The organism is Pandoraea apista, from assembly GCF_001465595.2.
GTDB classification, from domain to species: domain Bacteria; phylum Pseudomonadota; class Gammaproteobacteria; order Burkholderiales; family Burkholderiaceae; genus Pandoraea; species Pandoraea apista.
In genome coordinates this window covers 2180200-2199241 of the sequence record NZ_CP013481.2, presented here as the reverse complement: position 1 = coordinate 2199241, position 19042 = coordinate 2180200, and the positions used below count along the sequence as shown (strand labels likewise).

Below are 19042 nucleotides of genomic sequence, written 5' to 3'. Positions count from 1 at the left end.
CGCTATAATTGCGGTTTTCCCGAATTCGCAATCGTCATAGCTCATGGAAGCCGAACGCCTTAACGCACTTGAATCCCTGCTCGCCGACCTGCGCACTCGCGTTGGCGAGCTCAGGGGGTATCTTTGACTTCGATGTCAAGCAAGCTCGCCTGATTGAAGTCAACAAAGAACTCGAAGACCCCAACATCTGGAACGATTCCAAGCGTGCGCAGGCACTGGGCAAGGAAAAGAAGGCGCTCGACAGCATCGTCACCAATCTGACCGAACTCGACGCCAGCCTTTCCGATACGCAGGAACTGTTCGAAATGTCTCGCGACGAGGGCGATGAAGACTCGCTGCTGGCGCTCGAGAGCGACACGCAGGGTCTCGCCGCGCGCGTGGGCGATATGGAGTTCCGCCGGATGTTCAACAATCCGGCCGACCCGAACAACTGCTTCATCGACATCCAGGCCGGCGCCGGCGGCACCGAGGCCAACGACTGGGCCGGCATGCTGCTGCGCCAATACCTGCGCTACTGCGAACGCAAAGGCTTCAAGGCCGAAGTACTCGAAGTGTCGGACGGCGACGTCGCCGGCATCAAGAGCGCTTCGCTGAAGGTCACTGGCGACTACGCATACGGCTATCTGCGCACCGAAACCGGCGTGCATCGTCTGGTGCGCAAGTCGCCGTTCGACTCGTCGGGCGGCCGCCACACGTCGTTCGCCAGCCTGTTCGTGTACCCGGAAGTGGATGATTCGATCGAGATCGATATCAATCCGGCCGACGTGCGTACCGACACGTATCGCGCCTCCGGTGCAGGCGGACAGCACATCAACAAGACCGACTCCGCCGTGCGTTTGACGCACATCCCGACCGGCATCGTCGTGGCCTGCCAGAACGACCGTTCGCAGCACCGCAACCGCGCCGAAGCGTGGGACATGCTCCGCTCGCGCCTGTTCGAACACGAAATGCGCAAGCGCCGCGCCGAACAGGACAAGTTGGAGTCGAGCAAGACGGATGTGGGCTGGGGCCATCAGATTCGCTCGTACGTGCTCGACCAGTCTCGAGTCAAGGACCTGCGCACTGGCGTGGAAACCGGCAATACCGGCAAGGTCCTCGACGGCGATCTGGACGATTTCATCTCCGCGAGTCTCAAGCAGGGAGTGTAAGGAATGGCGTTTGTCCGCACGCTAGCCGTGTGGGTGGTGAGCGCGCTGTGTATGCAGCGCGCCGCCTTTGCCGCTCCGGCCAGCACGCCGGGCGCACCCGGTGCAAATCCCGAGACGGGACCGTACCTGCATGAACTGCTCAAGCGCCCTGACTTCTCAGGCGCTTATGCGCGCATCGTCGCGCCGCGCGGTGTGCCCGCGTGGGTGCGTCAGGGGGGTACGTCCACGCCGTCGCAACGCGTGAGCGTGGCAGGCAAGCCGTGGTTGCTGGTACAGAGCTGCAAGCCGCACGACTGCCCTAGCGAGTACGTCCACATTTTGTATGAGCCGCGCTCACAGGCGATCGCGGCACTGTTCGTGCGAGACCCGAGTGCGGCGGCCAACGCCGGGCCGCGTCAGGATCGCACTGAACTGATCTGGCTGGGCGCGCCCGACGGCTCGCTCAAGAATGCCCTGCTGCACACGCTGCGTTTTACCGAATAACCTCATCGCTCGCATCATGACCGATCAAAACACTCCGGCCCAAGCGGCCACTCCGGCTGGCGACCCGCCGCAGGACGAAAACAAGCTCATCGCAGAGCGTCGCGAGAAGTTGCAGGCACTGCGTGCCAACGGCGTGGCGTTCCCTAACGACTTCCGCCCCGGGAATCACGCCGGCGATCTGCAAGCGCGTTTCGAGAACGTGGAAAACGAAACGCTCGAAGCCGAACCCGTCCCGGTGTCGGTGGCTGGGCGCATGATGCTCAAGCGCGTAATGGGTAAGGCCGCGTTCGCCACAGTGCAGGACGGCAGCGGTCAGATCCAGTTCTTCATCAGCCGCGACGACGTCGGCGTTGACGCCATGACGGCCTTCAAGGGCTGGGACATCGGCGACATCATTGCCGCGACCGGCACGCTCTTCCGCACCCGCACCGGCGAACTGTCGGTCAAGGTGAAGGAACTGCGTTTGCTCGCCAAGGCGCTGCGTCCGCTGCCGGACAAGTTCCACGGCCTGTCGGATCAGGAAACGAAGTACCGCCAACGCTATGTCGATCTGATCACCTCGCCCGAAACCCGCAACACGTTCCGTGCACGCGCCAAGGCCATCGCCTCGATCCGCAAGCACATGACGGACGCCGACTTCATGGAAGTCGAAACCCCGATGCTGCACCCGATTCCGGGCGGCGCCGCGGCCAAGCCGTTCATCACGCATCACAATGCGCTCGACATGCAGATGTATCTGCGTATCGCACCGGAACTGTATTTGAAGCGCCTGATCGTCGGCGGCTTCGAGCGTGTGTTCGAGATCAATCGTAACTTCCGCAATGAAGGCGTGTCGCCGCGTCACAATCCGGAATTCACGATGATGGAGTTTTACGCGGCCTATACGGACTACCGTTGGCTGATGGACTTCACCGAAGCGCTGATCCGTAACGCCGCCGTCGACGCACGCGGCACCGCGACCATCGAATATCAAGGCCGCGAGTTGGATCTGTCCAAGCCGTTCCATCGTCTGACGATTGTGGAAGCGATCCGCAAGTACGCGCCGGAATTCACCGATGCGCAACTCGCCGACATCGACTTCGTGCGGGGTGCGCTAGGCAAGTACGGTGTGAAGGTCGATGCACCCCAGTTCAAGAACGCCGGTCTTGGCGCGTTGCAACTGGCGCTGTTCGAAGAGACGGCAGAGAGCCAACTGTGGGAGCCGACCTTCATCGTCGATTACCCGGTGGAAGTCTCGCCGCTGGCACGCGCGTCAGACACGCTGCCGGGCATCACCGAGCGCTTCGAGTTGTTCATCACGGGCCGCGAGATCGCAAACGGTTTCTCGGAACTGAACGACCCCGAAGATCAGGCCGCGCGCTTTCAGGCACAGGTCGAGCAAAAAGACGCTGGCGATGAAGAAGCCATGTACTACGACGCCGATTACATTCGTGCGCTCGAATACGGCATGCCCCCGACGGGCGGCTGCGGTATCGGCATCGACCGTCTGATCATGCTGCTTACCGACAGTCCGAACATTCGCGACGTGCTGCTCTTCCCGCACTTGCGCCGCGAAGACTGAGCCCAGCGTGCAAGGCGAGTAGCCTCGCCTCGTGCCTTACGGCACAAGAGAATCAAAAATGCCGCAGTTCCTTCAAGGGCTGCGGCATTTTTCGTCTGGCGACTGCCCTCAACGATAAGACCCATCGAATATGGGGGCCGAGGCAAGCATGTGTTCTCTCCTGTGACAGCAGCGGACTGTGCCGTCTAGCAGACGAGAAACGCCAACGCCCCACGTTTGTCGCCTCCCCGTGTGCGACCTGACACCCGGCTTAAAATGCCGGTTCACCGTGATAAGCGGACGGCCAGTCGCCATCAAGTCGCAGCCAGCTACGCGAAATGGGCAGGATCGCGCCGCTCGCCCCCTCCTCCACCAATTGGCGCAGTGCCAGCGAGGATAGTGTCTTCTCGTCGGTCGGAAACGCGAGAAGAAAGGTACGGTTGACGGCCACGGCAGCGAACTCCGGCACCTGGAAATGCTCGACCATCGATTGGTAGAGATTCCCCAGCACCAGGCCACCGGCAGGCGCCATCCAGTTGCCACGGCAGCCACCGATGAGCGTACCGTCGTCCAGCCGCGCAATGCCGAACTCGAAGTGACGCGCCGACCACGCCCGCGAAAGATTCGACGCCGCCTGTGCGAACGTCGCCTCGAACGTCAGACCCGCCTCGTGCAGATCCTGCGATTGCAGCCTGCGTAGTCCTCCCGGGCCATCGAGCACGAGCGTGACGAAGACATCATCGGAGAATGGCTCGCTGACATCGCCCTCCGGATCGTGCGCATCGACCCAGGGACGTGACACTACGTACGGGTAGACGTGCAGATGGGCGGCAGCATCAAGCGGTGTATCCAGCGGGGGCAATGTATCGATCATGAGGTTTGGACGAGTCGACAAAGACGACGTTCACAGGCAATGCGTGCCATTATGCGCGCGCCACCATCGCCGCGCATGCGCGGCGATCAGTAGCACCGTCAACGGCAACAGTACGACACCCCACTGCCCCAGCGGCATCCAGAGCACCGCCAGATAGGCTTGCAGCGGCAGCAGCCACATGGCGGCGAGCAGTCCGTCGGCGAGTCGCACACCGGGAGCATGACCTTCGCTCGTGCGTGCCGCGTCGCGCAACATCGAAAGACACATCAGCGGCACGATCAGCCACGCCAGTTCGTAATACAGGAGATAGGGTTGAACCAGCAGCGTTGCCATCATACCGGCGGCAACTCGCAACGACAGCGGCGCACGCTTCACCCACAACCACGAGCAGAGCAACACCGACAGGCTGGCCACGAAGGCGTAAAGCACGTAGGCAACAGGCAACGACGCACCGTGCAGGCGCGCCGCCGCAAACACTGTTGGCATCGCGTGCCAGATGCCGCCTGCGCCGCGCTGCACCACCTCCGCATTGAACTGCGACACGGCGGCGAAGAATGCGGCCCACAATGGCCATCCCGACCAGGCCAACGAGAGCACGCAACAGAGACCGCCGCTCACGGCCATCGCCCCCAAAGCGCGCCATTGCCGCGCGCAAAGCCACCACAGCGGCAGTAATATCGCCAGTTGCGGCTTGATGACCAGCAACCCGCCGCAAAATCCCGCCAGCAGCGGCCGAGAGCCCGAATAGGTAAGCGCTACGGTCATCAACAGCAGTGTGACGATTGAGTTCTGACCGGCGAGTAACGCGGCCCATAACCCCGGAAACGCCATCGCGACAACCCAGGGCCAACGCGCCCGCCGCCGCCACTCCCGCACCGCCACGGCGAATGCCGTCACGCTAACGATCACGTACACCGCATAGGCCCACGGATAGGTGACCCACGACAGTGGCTGGATGAGCCATTGAAATGTGGGCGGATAGAGCCAGTATCCAGCCTCCGGATAGGCGGGAAAGAACCGGAGCATAGTGGGCACGAACGTCGCGGGATCGAATGCCGCAAGCGCATCGACATGACGGGTGAGCCACGATACGGTCCAGAAAACGCGTAAGTCGTGTCCCAGCGGCGGCATGCCTTGCACGCCAGTGGCGAGACCCGTCAACCAGCTCACGGCCCATGCGCCCAACGCCAACCACTGGGCAAACATGACGACGCTCGCCGCCACGACGACGCCACGCGACACGACAGGGCGGCCTGAGCCAACGCTCTCGGATGCCAGCGGCACAACGGATGACCCTGCCCGACGACCCACGTCTGCCCTCCCGCACGACTTGTTTCATTTGTTAAGCCCCCCTCGTGCGAATGGCGCGAGGAATGAGGCCAAACAAATCAAATATCTATATTTTTCATGGATTTATCGTGCCATTGCAGCACGCGCGCAAGGTGTCGCTGCGACGCACATCTTACATCGCGTTACAAAATGAAACGTACGCCGCGCCTGCGGTGAAGGAAACTTTTCCCATGCGAAGCCCCCGTGCACGCCAGCACGCAGAAAGGGGTTCGCGCCAACCGCACGATGGAGAAAACAATATGGATAACGATCTGCAACCGCGTCGCATGCATCCGCTGATCGCTGCCGCCGCCGGCAGCATCGTAGTTGTCAGTCTGCTCGGTGTCGCCGCGATCACGGGCGTGCTGCCTGTGGCCAAAAGCACCGACGGCCCCGCGCCGACCGGCAACAATTCGCAGTACGCATTGACGTCGACGCAACAATCGTCGTCGTCGCTGCAATCCCCGCAGGGGCAGTCGCAAGTCTCGCAACAAGGTGAGCCGGCTCAGCAGCAAGCCCCGCAGCAAGCGCAATATGCGCCACCGCAAGCGCCCGTACAGCGCGCCCCTGCCCCGCAGCCTTCGTATGCACAAACCTCGGCCGCGCCCTCGCAGCAGAAGGCAGCGACCTGCTCGACGTGCGGCACCGTGCAGTCGGTCGAGCCGATCCGCACGCAGGGTAGCGCCTCGGGTCTTGGCGCCGTCGGTGGAGCGGTCGCCGGTGGTCTGCTGGGTAATCAGTTCGGCGCAGGTAACGGCCGTACTGCAATGACCGTAGTGGGCGCGCTGGGCGGTGGTCTGGCGGGCAACGAAGTCGAAAAGCGCGTCCGCTCCGAGACCGTCTATCGCGTGTATGTCCGCATGGACACGGGCAAGACACGCTACTGGACGTATCAATCGGCACCTGGCGTGCAGCCGGGAGACCGCGTACGTCTTGAGAACAACGGGTTGGTGCGAGCCGGATGATTGGGGGGTTGGGTGCCAGCCGCTGTCATCCCTGCATTCGCCGTGACGGGCACCGCAGAAAGTACAAAAGCCGCTCTTTCGAGCGGCTTTTGTTTTGCCTGCACCGTTGCCAAGACACGAAGAAGGTTCCTCCTCTTGGCATCGATCAACGCGATATCCGCGCGATACGCAATCGTCAGACTTCGTCGATCCACGCCATCTGAATGGCTTCCAGCACCTTTTCGCCGGCACGGTCCGGCGAATCGTCGAAACCGTCGAGCGCCATGACCCACTTGTGCAGGTCGGTGAAGCGAACGTACTGCGGGTCGACATCGGGATGGGCTTCGGTGAGCGCAATCGCGATGTCCTGAATGTCAGTCCATTTCATGGGGCAGGCTCCTTTTCTCCTGACTTGTCACCACAACGCCGGTGGCGTTGCTCAATGGTTTTCCTTGGCGTGGTTGATCGTGTACTTCGGAATCTCAACGACCAGATCCGTATCGGCAGGCACCAAGGTCTGACACGACAGCCGCGACGTCGGCTCCAGGCCCCACGCCTTGTCGAGCAGATCTTCTTCCTCGTCTTCCGCCGGCTCCAGCGACTCGAAGCCCTCGCGCACGATCACGTGGCACGTAGTGCATGCGCACGACAATTCGCACGCATGCTCGATCTCGATGCCGTTATCCAATAACGCTCTGCACACGGAAGTGCCCGTCGGAACATCCAGCACGGCGCCCTCGGGGCACAGCTCGACGTGAGGCAATACAACGATTTGAGGCATGGCTTTCGGTTTCCGTGTGTGTCTTACAGTTTGTCGATGTCCGCCACGCGCCGGCCGGCCAGCGCTGCGCGGATACTCTTGTCCATGCGGCGTGCGGCAAACTCGTCCGTCGCGTGCGAGAGCGTTTCGGTCGCCGCCTTGATCGCGGTCTGATCGTCGCCGGAAGCCTTCTGGCGCAAATCGGCCAGCAGGCCGTCGATCTTTGCGCGCTCGTCGGCGTCGAGCAATTCCGGGTCGGCATGCAGGGCGCTGTCGATCGCCACCAGCAGGCGCTCGGCTTCCACCTGTTGCTCGCGCAGTGCGCGGGCCCGCATGTCCTGCTCGGCCGAGCCGAAGCTGTCCTGAAGCATGCGTGAAATGTCGTCGTCTGCCAGACCGTACGACGGTTTGACCTCGATAGACGCGGCCACCCCCGAGTGCATTTCTTGTGCGGAGACGGACAGCAGACCGTCGGCGTCCACCTGATACGTCACGCGAATACGTGCCGCACCTGCCGTCATCGGCGGGATGCCGCGCAACTCGAAGCGGGCCAGCGAGCGGCAATCGGATGCCAGTTCCCGCTCACCTTGCAGCACATGAATGGCCATCGCCGTCTGGCCGTCCTTGAAGGTGGTGAATTCCTGTGCGCGGGCTACCGGAATGGTCGCGTTACGGGGAATGATCTTTTCGACAAGGCCCCCCATCGTCTCGACACCGAGCGAGAGCGGAATGACGTCGAGCAGCAGCCAGTCTTCCCCTTCCGCCTGATTGCCCGCCAGCAGGTTGGCTTGCACGGCGGCGCCGAGCGCCACGACCTGATCCGGATCGAGATCGACCAGCGGCTCGCGACCGAAGAAGTTCGCCACGGCCTCGCGCACTTGCGGCATGCGCGTCGCGCCGCCCACAAGGACGACGCCCTTCACGTCTTCCTGCCCCATTCCTGCATCGCGCAACGCCTTGCGCATCGGGCCGATCGTGCGTTGCACGAGCGGTGCGCCCAGCGCCGTGAATTGCTCGCGCGTGAGTTGCAGCGCAACGGTGCGCCCGCCGGACAATGCGAGCGAGATCGGCGCTTGTTCGGCGTCGGTCAACGCTTCCTTCGCGGTGCGCGCGTGATCGAGCAGGCCGCGCACGTCTTCAGGCGTGAGCGATGCCGCGTCGAGCCCCGCGGCGTCCAGCGCCCAGCGGTAGATCACCTGATCGAAGTCGTCGCCACCGAGCGCGGAATCGCCACCCGCCGCAAGCACTTCGAACACGCCCTTCGTCAGACGAAGAATCGAAATATCGAACGTACCGCCGCCCAGATCGTAGACGGCATAAAGACCTTCCGCGCCGTTATCGAGGCCGTACGCAATGGCCGCCGCCGTCGGCTCGTTGAGCAGGCGCAGCACGTTCAGACCGGCCAGACGCGCAGCGTCCTTGGTCGCCTGACGCTGAGCGTCGTCGAAATACGCGGGCACGGTAATCACCGCGCCCACCAGATCGTCGCCGAGCGTATCTTCCGCGCGCTGACGCAACGTGGCCAGAATTTCGGCAGACACCTCCACCGGGCTCTTCACGCCGCCGGCGGTGTTCATCTGCACCATGCCGGGTGCATCGACGAAATCGTACGGCGCGTTGTCGGCGTGAGCGACATCGGCCAGCCCGCGGCCCATGAAGCGCTTAACGGAGACGATGGTGTTACGCGGGTCGGTAGCCGCCGCCGCCTTGGCGTCGTAACCGATCTGCGTGCGGGGGCCGCCCAGATAACGCACAACGGACGGCAACAGCACGCGGCCCTGTTCGTCGGGGAGGACTTCGGCCACACCGCTGCGCACGGAGGCCACGAGCGAATGCGTCGTGCCCAGGTCGATGCCCACGGCGAGTCGCCGCTGGTGCGGCGCGGGGGACATGCCGGGTTCGGAAATTTGCAGAAGGGCCATGACTTTGCAATGCGGGCGACGCGCTGGCGCGCGCGCCCTGTTCTCAAGCAGTTCTCAATGACATGTGGCGGCGCCGCACCGGGCCGTCACGCGTTTTCCAGCATTTCGATGCGCTGCGCGATATCCTCTTCCGCGCGCGCAATGAACATCAGTTGCCGCACGGCTTCCGCCGACGGCTGCCAAGCGCCGCTATCGAGCCAGTCGCCAAGTTTGGTGAGCCGCACGCGACGGTCGTCGCGCAAGGATCGGGCAAGTGCCTCGAGCGCGTTGATATTACGTGCCGCGACTGCATCGTCGATCGCTTCGCGCCACTCCATCTGCTGCATCAGGAAATCGGGGGCCATCGCGGTGTTGTTCTCCGCGCCCACATCGATGCCTTGCAGCGTGAGCAGATACGTCGCGCGTTGCAGCGGGTCGCGCAACGTGCGATAGGCGGCGTTCGCTTGCGCGGCCCATTGCATGGCCACGCGCCGTTCGGCGTCGCTCGCGCTCGCGAATCGATCCGGATGCACACGCGATTGCACCGCACGATAAGCCGCTTCTAGCGCCTCGATATCGAGCGCAAAGCGCTGCGGCAGATCGAACAGCGTGAAATAGTTGTCAGTCAACGCACTCATCGCACTCTTTATTCGTTACGGACGTCGATGCGATAGCTCATCGCGTGCTTTCGCCCGCCCCGGCCCGCCTTCGGCCCGTAAAAAAAGCGGCTCGCGCCGCCTTGCTGCCTACGCTGCTACTCACCGTCCGGCAAGCTCGCCCCGTTTGCCCTCACCGGGCGCGTCAGGCGCGATCACACTGCATCGCAAACGGTGTCTGAAGTGCCGGCGTGCCAATGCACCTCATGCGTCCGGCGGCTCGCCTCGCTCGCACTTGCGGCAAGGCAGGCGGGTGCCGAGCATCGCGTCACGGCCTGCGGGGGTTTGCGTCCATGTCCGGATCTGCCACGGGGGAAGATGCCGGACATGTTGCCCATGCCCGCACACCAGTCGCGCGACCCACTGGTTTTCGTCGTCTAGCCGAAAACCGGCGATCTCGCGCAACGGCGCGGTGTCAGACGCGGAAGGACTCGCCGCAGCCGCACTCATCCTTGACGTTCGGATTGTTGAAGCGGAATCCTTCGTTCAGGCCTTCGCGAGCGAAGTCCAGCTCGGTGCCGTCGATGTACGGCAGACTCTTCGGGTCGACGATCACCTTGACACCATGGCTCTCGAAGACCGTGTCTTCACCCGCAACGTCGTCGGCGTATTCCAGCTTGTAGGCCAGGCCCGAGCAACCGGTCGTCTTCACGCCCAGCCGCAGGCCCACGCCCTTGCCGCGCCGCGTCAGATAACGCGAAACGTGCTGCGCGGCCTTCTCGGTCAATGTAATGGCCATCTTGCCTGATTCCTTTATCCGTCGCGCCGCTCAGGCGGCCTTTGCCGGCTCGGCCGACTGGCCGTGCTTCTGCTTGTAATCGGCCACAGCCGCCTTGATGGCGTCTTCAGCCAGAATCGAGCAGTGAATCTTCACCGGCGGCAGCGCCAGTTCTTGCGCGATCTGCGTGTTCTTGATGTCGAGCGCCTGATCCAGCGTCTTGCCCTTGACCCACTCGGTCACGAGCGACGACGAAGCGATCGCCGAACCGCAGCCGTAGGTCTTGAACTTGGCGTCTTCGATCACGCCGGCTTCGTTCACACGAATCTGCAGCTTCATCACGTCACCGCAAGCCGGGGCGCCGACCATACCGGTACCGACGGCGTCATCGCCCTTTTCGAACGAGCCAACGTTACGCGGGTTTTCGTAGTGATCCAGAACTTCCTTGCTGTACGACATGGCTAACTCCTTGAATGCTCAGTGTGCGGCCCACTGGATCGAATTCAGATCGACCCCGTCCTTGTACATTTCCCACAGCGGCGACAGATCGCGCAGCTTGCCGATCTTGCCCTTGAGCAGTTCGATCACGTAATCGACTTCCTGCTCCGTCGTAAAACGCCCCACCGTGAAGCGAATCGAGCTATGCGCCAGTTCGTCGTTACGACCCAGCGCCCGCAATACGTACGAAGGCTCCAGCGAGGCCGACGTGCACGCCGAACCCGACGACACCGCGACATCCTTGATCGCCATGATCAGCGATTCGCCTTCGACAAAATTGAAGCTGATGTTCAGGTTATGCGGCACACGGTGCTCCATGTCGCCGTTCACATACACCTCTTCCATTTCCGTCAGACCGCGCAGCAGACGGTCGCGCAACATACGCACGCGCTCGTTCTCCGCTGCCATTTCTTCACGCGCAAGACGGAACGCCTCGCCCATGCCGACGATCTGGTGCGTGGCCAGCGTGCCCGAACGCATGCCGCGTTCGTGACCGCCGCCATGAATCTGTGCCTCGATACGCACGCGCGGCTTACGACGCACGTACAGTGCGCCAATACCCTTCGGGCCATACGTCTTGTGTGCCGAGAACGACATCAGGTCGACCTTCAGCGTGTTCAGATCGATCGGCATTTTCCCGGTCGCCTGTGCGGCGTCGACGTGGAAAATGATGCCCTTCTCACGGCAGATCTCGCCAATCGTTGCGATATCCTGAATCACGCCGATTTCGTTGTTCACCGCCATGACCGAAACGAGGATCGTGTCCGGGCGCAACGCTGCCTTGAACACTTCCAGATCGAGCAAACCGTCGTCCTTCACATCCAGGTACGTGACTTCGAAGCCTTCACGCTCAAGCTCGCGCATCGTGTCGAGCACCGCCTTGTGCTCAGTCTTCACCGTGATGAGGTGCTTGCCCTTACCCTGGTAGAAGTGAGCGGCGCCCTTGAGGGCGAGGTTGTTCGACTCGGTGGCGCCCGATGTCCACACAATCTCGCGCGGATCGGCGTTCACCAGCTTGGCCACTTCCTCGCGCGCCTCTTCCACCGCTTGCTCGGCAGCCCAGCCGAACGAGTGGCTGCGCGACGCCGGGTTACCAAACTGCTCGCGCAGGTACGGCAACATCTTGTCCACGACGCGCGGGTCAATCGGCGTCGTGGCGCTGTAGTCCATGTAGATGGGGAGGTTGAGGGTGTCGTTTTTCATGGGGTGCTCCAGGATCGTGCCGTGGCGCCTGTTATGAACGGGCCATATCGAAGACCGAATTGGGGATGCGCGTAGCGATGGTCTGGCTGCTGGCGCCAGACTCGCGGGTATCGCGCAGGACGGCCTGCTGGGCCTGCTTGCTACGCTGCTGCTCGACGAGGTCGCGCAGCGAAACCGAATCGAGATACTCGACCATCTTCTGGTTGAGCGTCGCCCACAGCTCGTGCGTCATGCAATGGCCGCGATGGCCGTCCTGGCCTTTCTCGCAGTTGCCCTTGCTGCCGCACTGGGTGGCGTCAAGCGGCTCGTCGACCGCAATGATGATGTCAGCGACCGTCACCTCTTCCGCTCGACGCGCAAGACTGTAACCGCCCCCCGGGCCGCGCACGCTCTCCACGATTTCGTGGCGGCGCAGCTTACCGAACAGCTGTTCCAGATAAGACAGGGAAATCCGCTGACGCTGACTAATGCCCGCAAGCGTCACGGGACCCGCGTCCTGGCGCAGGGCCAGGTCGATCATCGCCGTAACGGCGAAACGGCCTTTCGTGGTAAGTCTCATGATGATGCAGGGGATTAATCTCGACTATTTTCGTCAAGTATAAATTCCCTACGAATTTAGTCAAGTACTTCTGGCCCATTTTTTGCGGAAGTTCCCTCGTCCGTTTGAGAAATTTCTTATTTTTCGGGACGAGCTTCCATCGGCGGGGAACGCAGAGGAAACAGCAGCACCAGAGGGTTGCGCAGCACGGCGCGCCAGATGGCGCGATGGATTTGCCGACGGTCGCCCAATCGTAGTGGACGCGATCGAAGCGCCATGTGGAATGCTAACGCAAAACTGACGCCGACGTTGAGCAGGCCCATCGATCCGACACCGGCCACCGCAAGCCAAAGGGCCGGATCACGCAGCACCGGCATGCCCAGTACGCCGATGGACGTCGCGATCGAGCCTGTGGAGAGCGTTACGTGACGCACCTCGAAAGGCAACGCAAACGCCGTGAGCACTGCGGGCACCAGCCCCAGCATGAAGCCGAGCGTCAGGTTGCCAAGCACCGGGGCGATGTGGCGACGGCACCAGTCCGCCAGACGGGCCGCCCCGCTGCGACCAAAGACAAAGCGCAGGCGACGGTTATAGGCCAGCACATCCCCAATGCCATGCAGCGCAAACCAATTGTCCGCCCAGCCGGATATCAGACTCGAGAACCACAACAACACCCCGGTCAAGATAGCAAAGAGCGGCGTCACGCCAAGAATCGAGAACGAATTGAGCGTGGCGTGGGCCTTCTCGGGCGAAATCGTATTCATACCGAGCACCGCCGAGGCCGCCCATTGCACTAGCAAGCAGAACGGAAATACCATCGCCAGATTGCCGAAGATAGCCGCCGCTTGCGTGCGTACAAGAGCGATCACCTCACCGACGAAAGCGTCCATGCCCGCGGGCGTATCCACGTCGTCGAGCTTGCTGGCAATGGCAGGCGCGGTCATGGCGGGTTGCTTGGTCGCCAGCGTGAAGTGACAGAAATGCATGAACAGGAAGCAAATCGCGTAGTTGGCGCCCGCGAGAAAGCCTTCCACCACGTTCGGCAGATGCGCACTGACGATCAGGAACTTGACGTAGACGGTCACTACCGTCACGAGGCCGCCGCCGCAGGCCATCTTCAGCATCGTGAAGTATTCGCTGCGATTACGGGCGATATAGTGCTCGCCCGTCTCCGCGCTGCGCTCCACCACCTTGCGCGCCAGCAGCCCGAACGAGGTGCGCGCCAGTTCGCCCACGCTCTGGCTCGCCTGATTCGCTCGCACCAGATCGGCGAACAGTCGCACGCGCGCCGTGGCACGGTCGTCGTCGCCCTGTGTCAGCCACGCCTCCAGCAGCCGCTCGAGGCGGCGCACGCGCGACTTGGCCCGCTCCACCTGAAACACAATGTCCACGCTTACGCCGTTCTCGTCGAGGTGCGCGTACACCTGACGCGCAGCGTGGCCACAATCGTCGAGCAGCGCACGAAACACATTGATGCGCTGCACGAAGTTCTGCGACGGCGGCGCGCCGCGGGCAAAATCCTGCCCCGCCTCCTCGAGTTCCTGCATGGCGCGTCCCAGCCGGTAGAACGGCGATTCGGTCACGCGCGGATACGGCAAACGCGAACGCACCGCCTGCGACAGGCCGGTCGACGCAATCTGGTCGACAAGATGATGCATGGCAGCCAGCAGATCTTCGGCGAACGGATTCCAGTCGGCGTCGTCATCTTCTGCTTCGCCGTAATGCAGCAGCGCGATGAGATCGGTCAGCAGTTCGGGCGGCATGGCGGCGATCCAATCGGCCGCGTCGCCGTCGGGGAACATGAGCGAGCATAACGCGGAGAGATCGCGCCGCGTCGGCGGCGGCGGAATCAACGCTTTCTCGATGCGCTCGACCAGCGCCCCCCAGAACCCCGGGCGAACCGGCATACCCGTGTCGCACAGCAGCGAGATCGCATCGCTCTCGTTGATGACACTGCGCAACGTACGCGCAACAGGCAGACGCCAAGCAGGATTGCGCTCAAGCATCTGCAGCAGATAGCGCAAACGGGTGTGCGGACGATAGCGGGCCGCCTCGCCCGCTTCGCGCACCTCGTTGACGAGTGCGCCACGCTTTTGCACCCAATGCGCCAGTTCGATCAACCATTGGTTACGTACGCCCAGCGAGGCCGACGGATCGGCGTGCGCGAGCAGTTCGTCGAGTTGATGGCCGGCGTGACGCGAGGCGCGCCATTTACGCCAGTACGAAGTGAGCGAATTGAGCATCGATTGGAAAGCGGGTGAAGAGAAACAGGCGGGGTGAGGCAAGACCGGGGGGAGCGCCGAACCGGCGTAACTGCACCGGCGTTGGGGCGAATGATAGCCCCAACGGTGCTTGTCGCGAAAGATGCCCGGCCGCGCGTGACACGTGCGGACGCCTGCTTCAGGCGTCTTTTTCCAGTCGTGCGAGCAGGCCGTCGAGGCCGTCTTCTATGTAATCGAGCACGGTCTCGAAACCTTGCGCACCGCCGTAATACGGATCGGGCACTTCGGTAGCGTCGTGACGCGTTGCAAAGTCCATCAGCCGCACAATCCTGTGGCGAAACTCGGCCGGACAGCGCGCCACGAGCTCGGCGACATTGGCGTCGTCCATCGCCACGATCCATTCGAAGCGCTCGAAGTCGGCAGACTCGACGCGTCGAGCGCGCAGTTCGCTCAAATCGTACCCGCGCCGCAGCGCCGCCGCTTGCGTGCGGGCGTCGGGCGCGTGGCCGATGTGATAGCTTTGCGTGCCCGCCGAATCCACGGCGACCACGTCGGCCAGCCCGCTCTGGGCCAGACGGTGACGAAAAATGCCGTCCGCGCTGGGCGAACGACAGATATTGCCCATGCAGACGAACAAGACGGAGGTTTTTCTCATGGAAATCAACGTGACAATCCGGAAAACCACCCCACGAGACAGGAACAAGCCTCTCACAGGGTCCGATCCGATCGGTGACTTGCAGCACCGTATCGAACGCTCACGATTGTCTCATTAGTCCCCACGCGGCAGGTTGAACGCAAGACTTCTCAGAAAACGTCTGCCGTGCCGCGCTCAACCCAGCGAAGGTGGCGCCGCTTGCACGACGTCAATGCGCCGGGGCAGCAAATTGAGTTCAAGGAATGCGTCGGCGATTTGCTGCTGCTCAGCCAGCGTGGCACGCGTGATGCGTTCGATGCCGAAGCGCTGACGCGACAGTACCAATTCGACGGCGTCGCGCGGTACCCCCCACAATTGGGCGTACTCGGAAGCAGCGTCCGCACGATTGGCCTCAACCCACTTGTCGACGGTGTTGAGTTCCTCAATGACCGCACGCAGCACGTCTTCGTTGTGCTGCACATAGGTTCGTGACGTGAAGAAATACAAGCGATTGCCGACGAGGCCTGTGCCGTCGGTCACGAGGCGTGCATCGAGCGACTTCTGCGCGACGGCGAGAAACGGGTCCCACACCAGCCACGCGTCGACCGAGCCGCGCTCGAACGCGGCACGCGCATCGGCAGGTTGCAGGAACACCGGCGTAATGTCCTGCGGCTTGAGTCCCGCCTGTTGCAACAGGCGCACATACAGATAGTGCGTATTCGAACCCTTCGTGAACGCCACCCGTTTGCCCCTGAGCTGCGCGAACGATGCAATCGCCGATCCCTTCGGCACGAGCAACCCCTCGCTCCTGGGGCGCTGCACGCTTTGCCCGTAATAGACGAACGGCGCACCGGCGGCGAGCGCAAACACCGGCGGTGCTTCGCCCACGTCGCCAAAATCGATGGAACCCACGTTGAGGGCTTCGAGCTGCGGCGGGCCCGAGGGGAATTCGGTCCATGTCACATGCACGCCAAGCGCAGCCAGCCGCCGCTCAAGCGTGCCGCGCCCCTTGAGCAGCGTCAGCAAGCCCTTTTGATGGCCAATTCGCAGCACCCGCCCGCCCCCGGCTGCGCTGGTTGCGCTGGTTGCGCCCGATTGCGCCAACACCGCCGGCGCGGCAAGCGCGCAGGCCAGCGCGGCAGCACCCGTCGTGAGCAGGCGGCGGCGAGGGGCAGAGAATTGTGCAGACATGGCAAGTCCGTCGAGGGTGACAGTGCCATCCAGACTAATCGGCCACCGGCGCGATGGGAACGAATCGCTTATGGAATGCTTATGACGCGACCGGCCAACGCCTGCGCGCAAACGTCAGCGCTATAGTCAGCGCTGTAGAAATGCCGTCGCTCCTGACGCCCCGACGACCTCTTCTGGTTCACGGCCGATCGGAAGACGAACGGCCATCAGAGTTTCGGCCCCAGTTCTGCCTCGCTCGCGCCATCGGTGCCGAACACCAGCGCCTTGACATGCAGCAACTGGTCGCGCACCTTCGCAGCTTTCTCGAACTCCAGATTGCGCGCATGCTCTTGCATCTGCTTCTCGAGCTTCTTGATCTCGCGCGCCAGTTGCTTTTCCGACATGTCCTGGTAGTGCGCCTGCTCCTTCGCTTCAGCCAGTTCCGCCTTGGCGTCCTGCGGATCGTAGACCCCGTCGATGATGTCCTTGATGCGCTTCTTGACCCCTTGCGGAACAATGCCGTGCGCCTCGTTATGCGCCATCTGCTTCGCGCGGCGACGTTCCGTTTCGCCGATCGCGCGCGCCATCGAGTCGGTCATCTTGTCGCCGTAGAGAATGGCCGTCCCGTTGACGTTACGCGCCGCCCGCCCGATCGTCTGAATCAATGACCGCTCGGAACGCAGGAAACCTTCCTTGTCCGCGTCGAGAATTGCCACAAGCGACACTTCCGGAATATCCAACCCCTCACGCAGCAAGTTGATCCCGACGAGTACGTCGAATGCGCCCAAGCGCAAATCGCGGATGATCTCTACGCGTTCTACGGTATCGATATCGCTGTGCAGATAGCGGACCTTCACACCGTTATCGGACAAATAGTCGGTGAGCTGCTCCGCCATGCGCTTCGTGAGCGTGGTGACAAGCACACGCTCTCCCACCGCCACACGTTTGTTGATTTCCGAGAGCACGTCGTCTACCTGCGTACGTGCCGGGCGAACGTCGATGACCGGGTCGATCAGCCCGGTCGGCCGCACCACCTGTTCCACCACCTGGCCCGTACGCTTCGCCTCGTAATCCGCAGGGGTGGCAGAGACGAAGATGGCCTGACGCATCTTGCGTTCGTACTCGGCGAACTTGAGCGGCCGGTTATCCAAAGCCGACGGCAGACGGAAGCCGTAGTTCACAAGGTTCTCCTTGCGCGCCCGGTCGCCGTTGTACATGCCGTTGAACTGACCGATCAGCACGTGCGACTCGTCGAGGAACATTAGCGCGTCGGGCGGCAGATAGTCGACGAGGGTAGGCGGCGGCTCTCCCGGCGCTGCGCCGGACAAATGCCGCGAGTAGTTCTCGATGCCCTTGCAGAAGCCCAGCTCCTGCAACATTTCCAGATCGAATCGGGTGCGCTGCTCCAGACGCTGCGCCTCGACCAGCTTGCCTTCTTTGTAGAAGAAATCGAGCCGGTCGCGCAATTCGTCCTTGATCGTCTCGATGGCGCGCAACACCGTATCTCGCGGGGTTACGTAATGTGAGGACGGATACACCGTAAATCGCGGCACCTTCTGACGCACGCGCCCCGTGAGCGGATCGAAGAGTTGCAGCGTGTCGACTTCGTCGTCGAACAACTCCACGCGCAACGCGAGTTCGGCGTGCTCTGCCGGGAAGATATCGATGGTGTCGCCGCGAACGCGGAAGGTACCTCGTCCAAAATCCGTCTCGTTACGGCTGTATTGCATCGCGATCAGGCGCGCGATGATATCGCGCTGCCCCATCTTGTCGCCCTGGCGCAACGTCAAAATCATCTGGTGGTATTCGTTCGGATTACCGATACCGTAGATGGCGGAGACGGTGGCGACGATCACCACGTCGCGGCGTTCGAGCAGGCTCTTCGTTGCCGAGAGGCGCATCTGCTCGATGTGTTCGTTGACGGACGAATCCTTCTCGATGAACAGATCGCGCTGCGGCACATACGCTTCCGGCTGGTAATAGTCGTAGTACGACACGAAGTACTCCACCGCATTACGCGGGAAGAATTCGCGGAACTCCGAATAGAGCTGGGCGGCGAGCGTCTTGTTGGGGGCGAAGACAATGGCCGGGCGGCCAAGCCGCGCGATGACATTTGCCATCGTGAACGTCTTGCCCGACCCGGTTACGCCGAGCAAGGTCTGGAACGCAAGCCCGTCTTCCACCCCCTCGGTCAACTGCGCAATGGCGGCGGGCTGGTCGCCGGCGGCAGGGAATGGGCAGTAGAGCTGGTAAGGCGAATCCGGGAACGTCAGGAACTTGCTTTCGTCCAGGACGTGTTCAGCCGCAGGGGTCATGGCAGGTGCGAGCGCGAGAGACGTAATCTGGCATTCTAGCGCGTCGGACGATTCCCTGAGTCCGATGGGTGACCGCCTGACCATCGGCGGCATGGCGAACCGGCAGCAA

Annotated in this window: 19 protein-coding genes; 4 read left to right on the top strand and 15 right to left on the bottom strand. The window is 62.5% G+C overall.

Annotated elements, in window-relative coordinates; translation table 11 throughout:
• Positions 1 to 43 precede the first annotated feature (43 nt).
• The 3 genes from prfB to lysS all read left to right on the top strand — a co-directional run bounded on the left by prfB (position 44) and on the right by lysS (position 3192).
• Positions 44 to 1148 (top strand): peptide chain release factor 2 gene (prfB, locus tag AT395_RS10210; protein WP_172417164.1). Its coding sequence is split into 2 segments (ribosomal slippage): positions 44 to 115 and positions 117 to 1148, totalling 1104 coding nucleotides; the frame shifts between segments, so codons are not numbered across the junction.
• Between the two features lie 3 nt (positions 1149 to 1151).
• Positions 1152 to 1631, top strand: a complete 480-nt coding sequence (locus AT395_RS10205) for an Ivy family c-type lysozyme inhibitor (protein WP_048629197.1) — start codon at positions 1152 to 1154, stop codon at positions 1629 to 1631.
• Between the two features lie 16 nt (positions 1632 to 1647).
• A complete protein-coding gene (gene lysS, locus AT395_RS10200) occupies positions 1648 to 3192 on the top strand; it encodes a lysine--tRNA ligase (protein WP_048629196.1) in 1545 nt (514 codons plus the stop codon).
• A gap of 250 nt (positions 3193 to 3442) precedes the next feature.
• On the opposite strand, the gene AT395_RS10195 is transcribed toward lysS, so the two are convergent.
• Together AT395_RS10195 and AT395_RS10190 are read right to left on the bottom strand one after the other, a co-directional pair.
• Positions 3443 to 4045: a hypothetical protein gene (locus AT395_RS10195; RefSeq protein ID WP_048629195.1), complete on the bottom strand. Its 603-nt coding sequence runs from the start codon at positions 4043 to 4045 to the stop codon at positions 3443 to 3445.
• 30 nt (positions 4046 to 4075) lie between these two features.
• Positions 4076 to 5251 carry a glycosyltransferase family 87 protein gene (locus tag AT395_RS10190; RefSeq protein ID WP_125347426.1) on the bottom strand — a complete coding sequence of 392 codons (1176 nt, stop codon included), beginning with the start codon at positions 5249 to 5251 and terminating at the stop codon, positions 4076 to 4078.
• A 383-nt stretch (positions 5252 to 5634) separates the two neighbouring features.
• Between AT395_RS10190 and AT395_RS10185 the strand changes: the two genes are divergently transcribed.
• On the top strand, positions 5635 to 6339 hold the full coding sequence (locus AT395_RS10185; RefSeq protein ID WP_042115427.1) for a glycine zipper 2TM domain-containing protein: 705 nt from the start codon (positions 5635 to 5637) through the stop codon (positions 6337 to 6339).
• 175 nt (positions 6340 to 6514) lie between these two features.
• Here the strand turns inward: AT395_RS10185 and iscX are convergent, their stop codons facing one another.
• From iscX to uvrB, 13 genes are all read right to left on the bottom strand, one after another.
• Positions 6515 to 6706, bottom strand: a complete 192-nt coding sequence (gene iscX / locus AT395_RS10180) for a Fe-S cluster assembly protein IscX (RefSeq protein ID WP_042115426.1) — start codon at positions 6704 to 6706, stop codon at positions 6515 to 6517.
• 51 nt (positions 6707 to 6757) lie between these two features.
• A complete protein-coding gene (gene fdx, locus AT395_RS10175) occupies positions 6758 to 7099 on the bottom strand; it encodes an ISC system 2Fe-2S type ferredoxin (protein WP_042115425.1) in 342 nt (113 codons plus the stop codon).
• 23 nt (positions 7100 to 7122) lie between these two features.
• Positions 7123 to 9000, bottom strand: coding sequence for a Fe-S protein assembly chaperone HscA (gene hscA / locus AT395_RS10170; protein WP_042115424.1), 1878 nt, complete (start codon positions 8998 to 9000; stop codon positions 7123 to 7125).
• A gap of 86 nt (positions 9001 to 9086) precedes the next feature.
• Positions 9087 to 9617, bottom strand: a complete 531-nt coding sequence (gene hscB / locus AT395_RS10165; RefSeq protein WP_042115423.1) for a Fe-S protein assembly co-chaperone HscB — start codon at positions 9615 to 9617, stop codon at positions 9087 to 9089.
• Between the two features lie 222 nt (positions 9618 to 9839).
• A complete protein-coding gene (locus tag AT395_RS10160; RefSeq protein WP_072632812.1) occupies positions 9840 to 10085 on the bottom strand; it encodes a DUF3565 domain-containing protein in 246 nt (81 codons plus the stop codon).
• Entirely contained in the window at positions 10051 to 10374 is a 324-nt protein-coding gene (gene iscA, locus AT395_RS10155) for an iron-sulfur cluster assembly protein IscA (protein ID WP_010807461.1), read from the bottom strand. The genes AT395_RS10160 and iscA overlap by 35 nt, the downstream gene beginning before the upstream one ends.
• A 30-nt stretch (positions 10375 to 10404) precedes the next feature.
• Positions 10405 to 10812, bottom strand: coding sequence for a Fe-S cluster assembly scaffold IscU (gene iscU, locus AT395_RS10150; protein WP_010807462.1), 408 nt, complete (start codon positions 10810 to 10812; stop codon positions 10405 to 10407).
• Between the two features lie 18 nt (positions 10813 to 10830).
• Entirely contained in the window at positions 10831 to 12054 is a 1224-nt protein-coding gene (locus AT395_RS10145) for an IscS subfamily cysteine desulfurase (RefSeq protein WP_042115422.1), read from the bottom strand.
• Between the two features lie 31 nt (positions 12055 to 12085).
• Positions 12086 to 12613 (bottom strand): Fe-S cluster assembly transcriptional regulator IscR, encoded by a 528-nt coding sequence (iscR, locus tag AT395_RS10140; protein WP_048629193.1) that lies wholly within the window; start codon positions 12611 to 12613, stop codon positions 12086 to 12088.
• A gap of 116 nt (positions 12614 to 12729) precedes the next feature.
• Positions 12730 to 14835 (bottom strand): site-specific recombinase, encoded by a 2106-nt coding sequence (locus AT395_RS10135; RefSeq protein WP_042115420.1) that lies wholly within the window; start codon positions 14833 to 14835, stop codon positions 12730 to 12732.
• A gap of 157 nt (positions 14836 to 14992) precedes the next feature.
• On the bottom strand, positions 14993 to 15469 hold the full coding sequence (locus tag AT395_RS10130; protein ID WP_048629192.1) for a low molecular weight protein-tyrosine-phosphatase: 477 nt from the start codon (positions 15467 to 15469) through the stop codon (positions 14993 to 14995).
• A 174-nt stretch (positions 15470 to 15643) separates the two neighbouring features.
• Positions 15644 to 16639, bottom strand: a complete 996-nt coding sequence (locus AT395_RS10125; RefSeq protein WP_048629191.1) for a sulfonate ABC transporter substrate-binding protein — start codon at positions 16637 to 16639, stop codon at positions 15644 to 15646.
• 206 nt (positions 16640 to 16845) lie between these two features.
• Positions 16846 to 18933 carry an excinuclease ABC subunit UvrB gene (uvrB, locus tag AT395_RS10120; protein WP_042115417.1) on the bottom strand — a complete coding sequence of 696 codons (2088 nt, stop codon included), beginning with the start codon at positions 18931 to 18933 and terminating at the stop codon, positions 16846 to 16848.
• Positions 18934 to 19042 lie beyond the last annotated feature (109 nt).

Excerpts from the sequence above, each read along its gene's own strand:
- iscR (WP_048629193.1), bottom strand. The coding sequence starts at position 12,613 with ATGAGACTTACCACGAAAGGCCGTTTCGCCGTTACGGCGATGATCGAC.
- AT395_RS10145 (WP_042115422.1), bottom strand. The coding sequence starts at position 12,054 with ATGAAAAACGACACCCTCAACCTCCCCATCTACATGGACTACAGCGCC.
- AT395_RS10130 (WP_048629192.1), bottom strand. The coding sequence starts at position 15,469 with ATGAGAAAAACCTCCGTCTTGTTCGTCTGCATGGGCAATATCTGTCGT.
- AT395_RS10190 (WP_125347426.1), bottom strand. The coding sequence starts at position 5,251 with ATGTTTGCCCAGTGGTTGGCGTTGGGCGCATGGGCCGTGAGCTGGTTG.
- AT395_RS10135 (WP_042115420.1), bottom strand. The coding sequence starts at position 14,835 with ATGCTCAATTCGCTCACTTCGTACTGGCGTAAATGGCGCGCCTCGCGT.
- AT395_RS10195 (WP_048629195.1), bottom strand. The coding sequence starts at position 4,045 with ATGATCGATACATTGCCCCCGCTGGATACACCGCTTGATGCTGCCGCC.
- fdx (WP_042115425.1), bottom strand. The coding sequence starts at position 7,099 with ATGCCTCAAATCGTTGTATTGCCTCACGTCGAGCTGTGCCCCGAGGGC.
- iscX (WP_042115426.1), bottom strand. The coding sequence starts at position 6,706 with ATGAAATGGACTGACATTCAGGACATCGCGATTGCGCTCACCGAAGCC.
- hscA (WP_042115424.1), bottom strand. The coding sequence starts at position 9,000 with ATGGCCCTTCTGCAAATTTCCGAACCCGGCATGTCCCCCGCGCCGCAC.
- lysS (WP_048629196.1), top strand. The coding sequence starts at position 1,648 with ATGACCGATCAAAACACTCCGGCCCAAGCGGCCACTCCGGCTGGCGAC.
- iscA (WP_010807461.1), bottom strand. The coding sequence starts at position 10,374 with ATGGCCATTACATTGACCGAGAAGGCCGCGCAGCACGTTTCGCGTTAT.
- AT395_RS10125 (WP_048629191.1), bottom strand. The coding sequence starts at position 16,639 with ATGTCTGCACAATTCTCTGCCCCTCGCCGCCGCCTGCTCACGACGGGT.
- iscU (WP_010807462.1), bottom strand. The coding sequence starts at position 10,812 with ATGTCGTACAGCAAGGAAGTTCTGGATCACTACGAAAACCCGCGTAAC.
- AT395_RS10185 (WP_042115427.1), top strand. The coding sequence starts at position 5,635 with ATGGATAACGATCTGCAACCGCGTCGCATGCATCCGCTGATCGCTGCC.
- AT395_RS10205 (WP_048629197.1), top strand. The coding sequence starts at position 1,152 with ATGGCGTTTGTCCGCACGCTAGCCGTGTGGGTGGTGAGCGCGCTGTGT.
- hscB (WP_042115423.1), bottom strand. The coding sequence starts at position 9,617 with ATGAGTGCGTTGACTGACAACTATTTCACGCTGTTCGATCTGCCGCAG.
- uvrB (WP_042115417.1), bottom strand. The coding sequence starts at position 18,933 with ATGACCCCTGCGGCTGAACACGTCCTGGACGAAAGCAAGTTCCTGACG.
- AT395_RS10160 (WP_072632812.1), bottom strand. The coding sequence starts at position 10,085 with ATGAGTGCGGCTGCGGCGAGTCCTTCCGCGTCTGACACCGCGCCGTTG.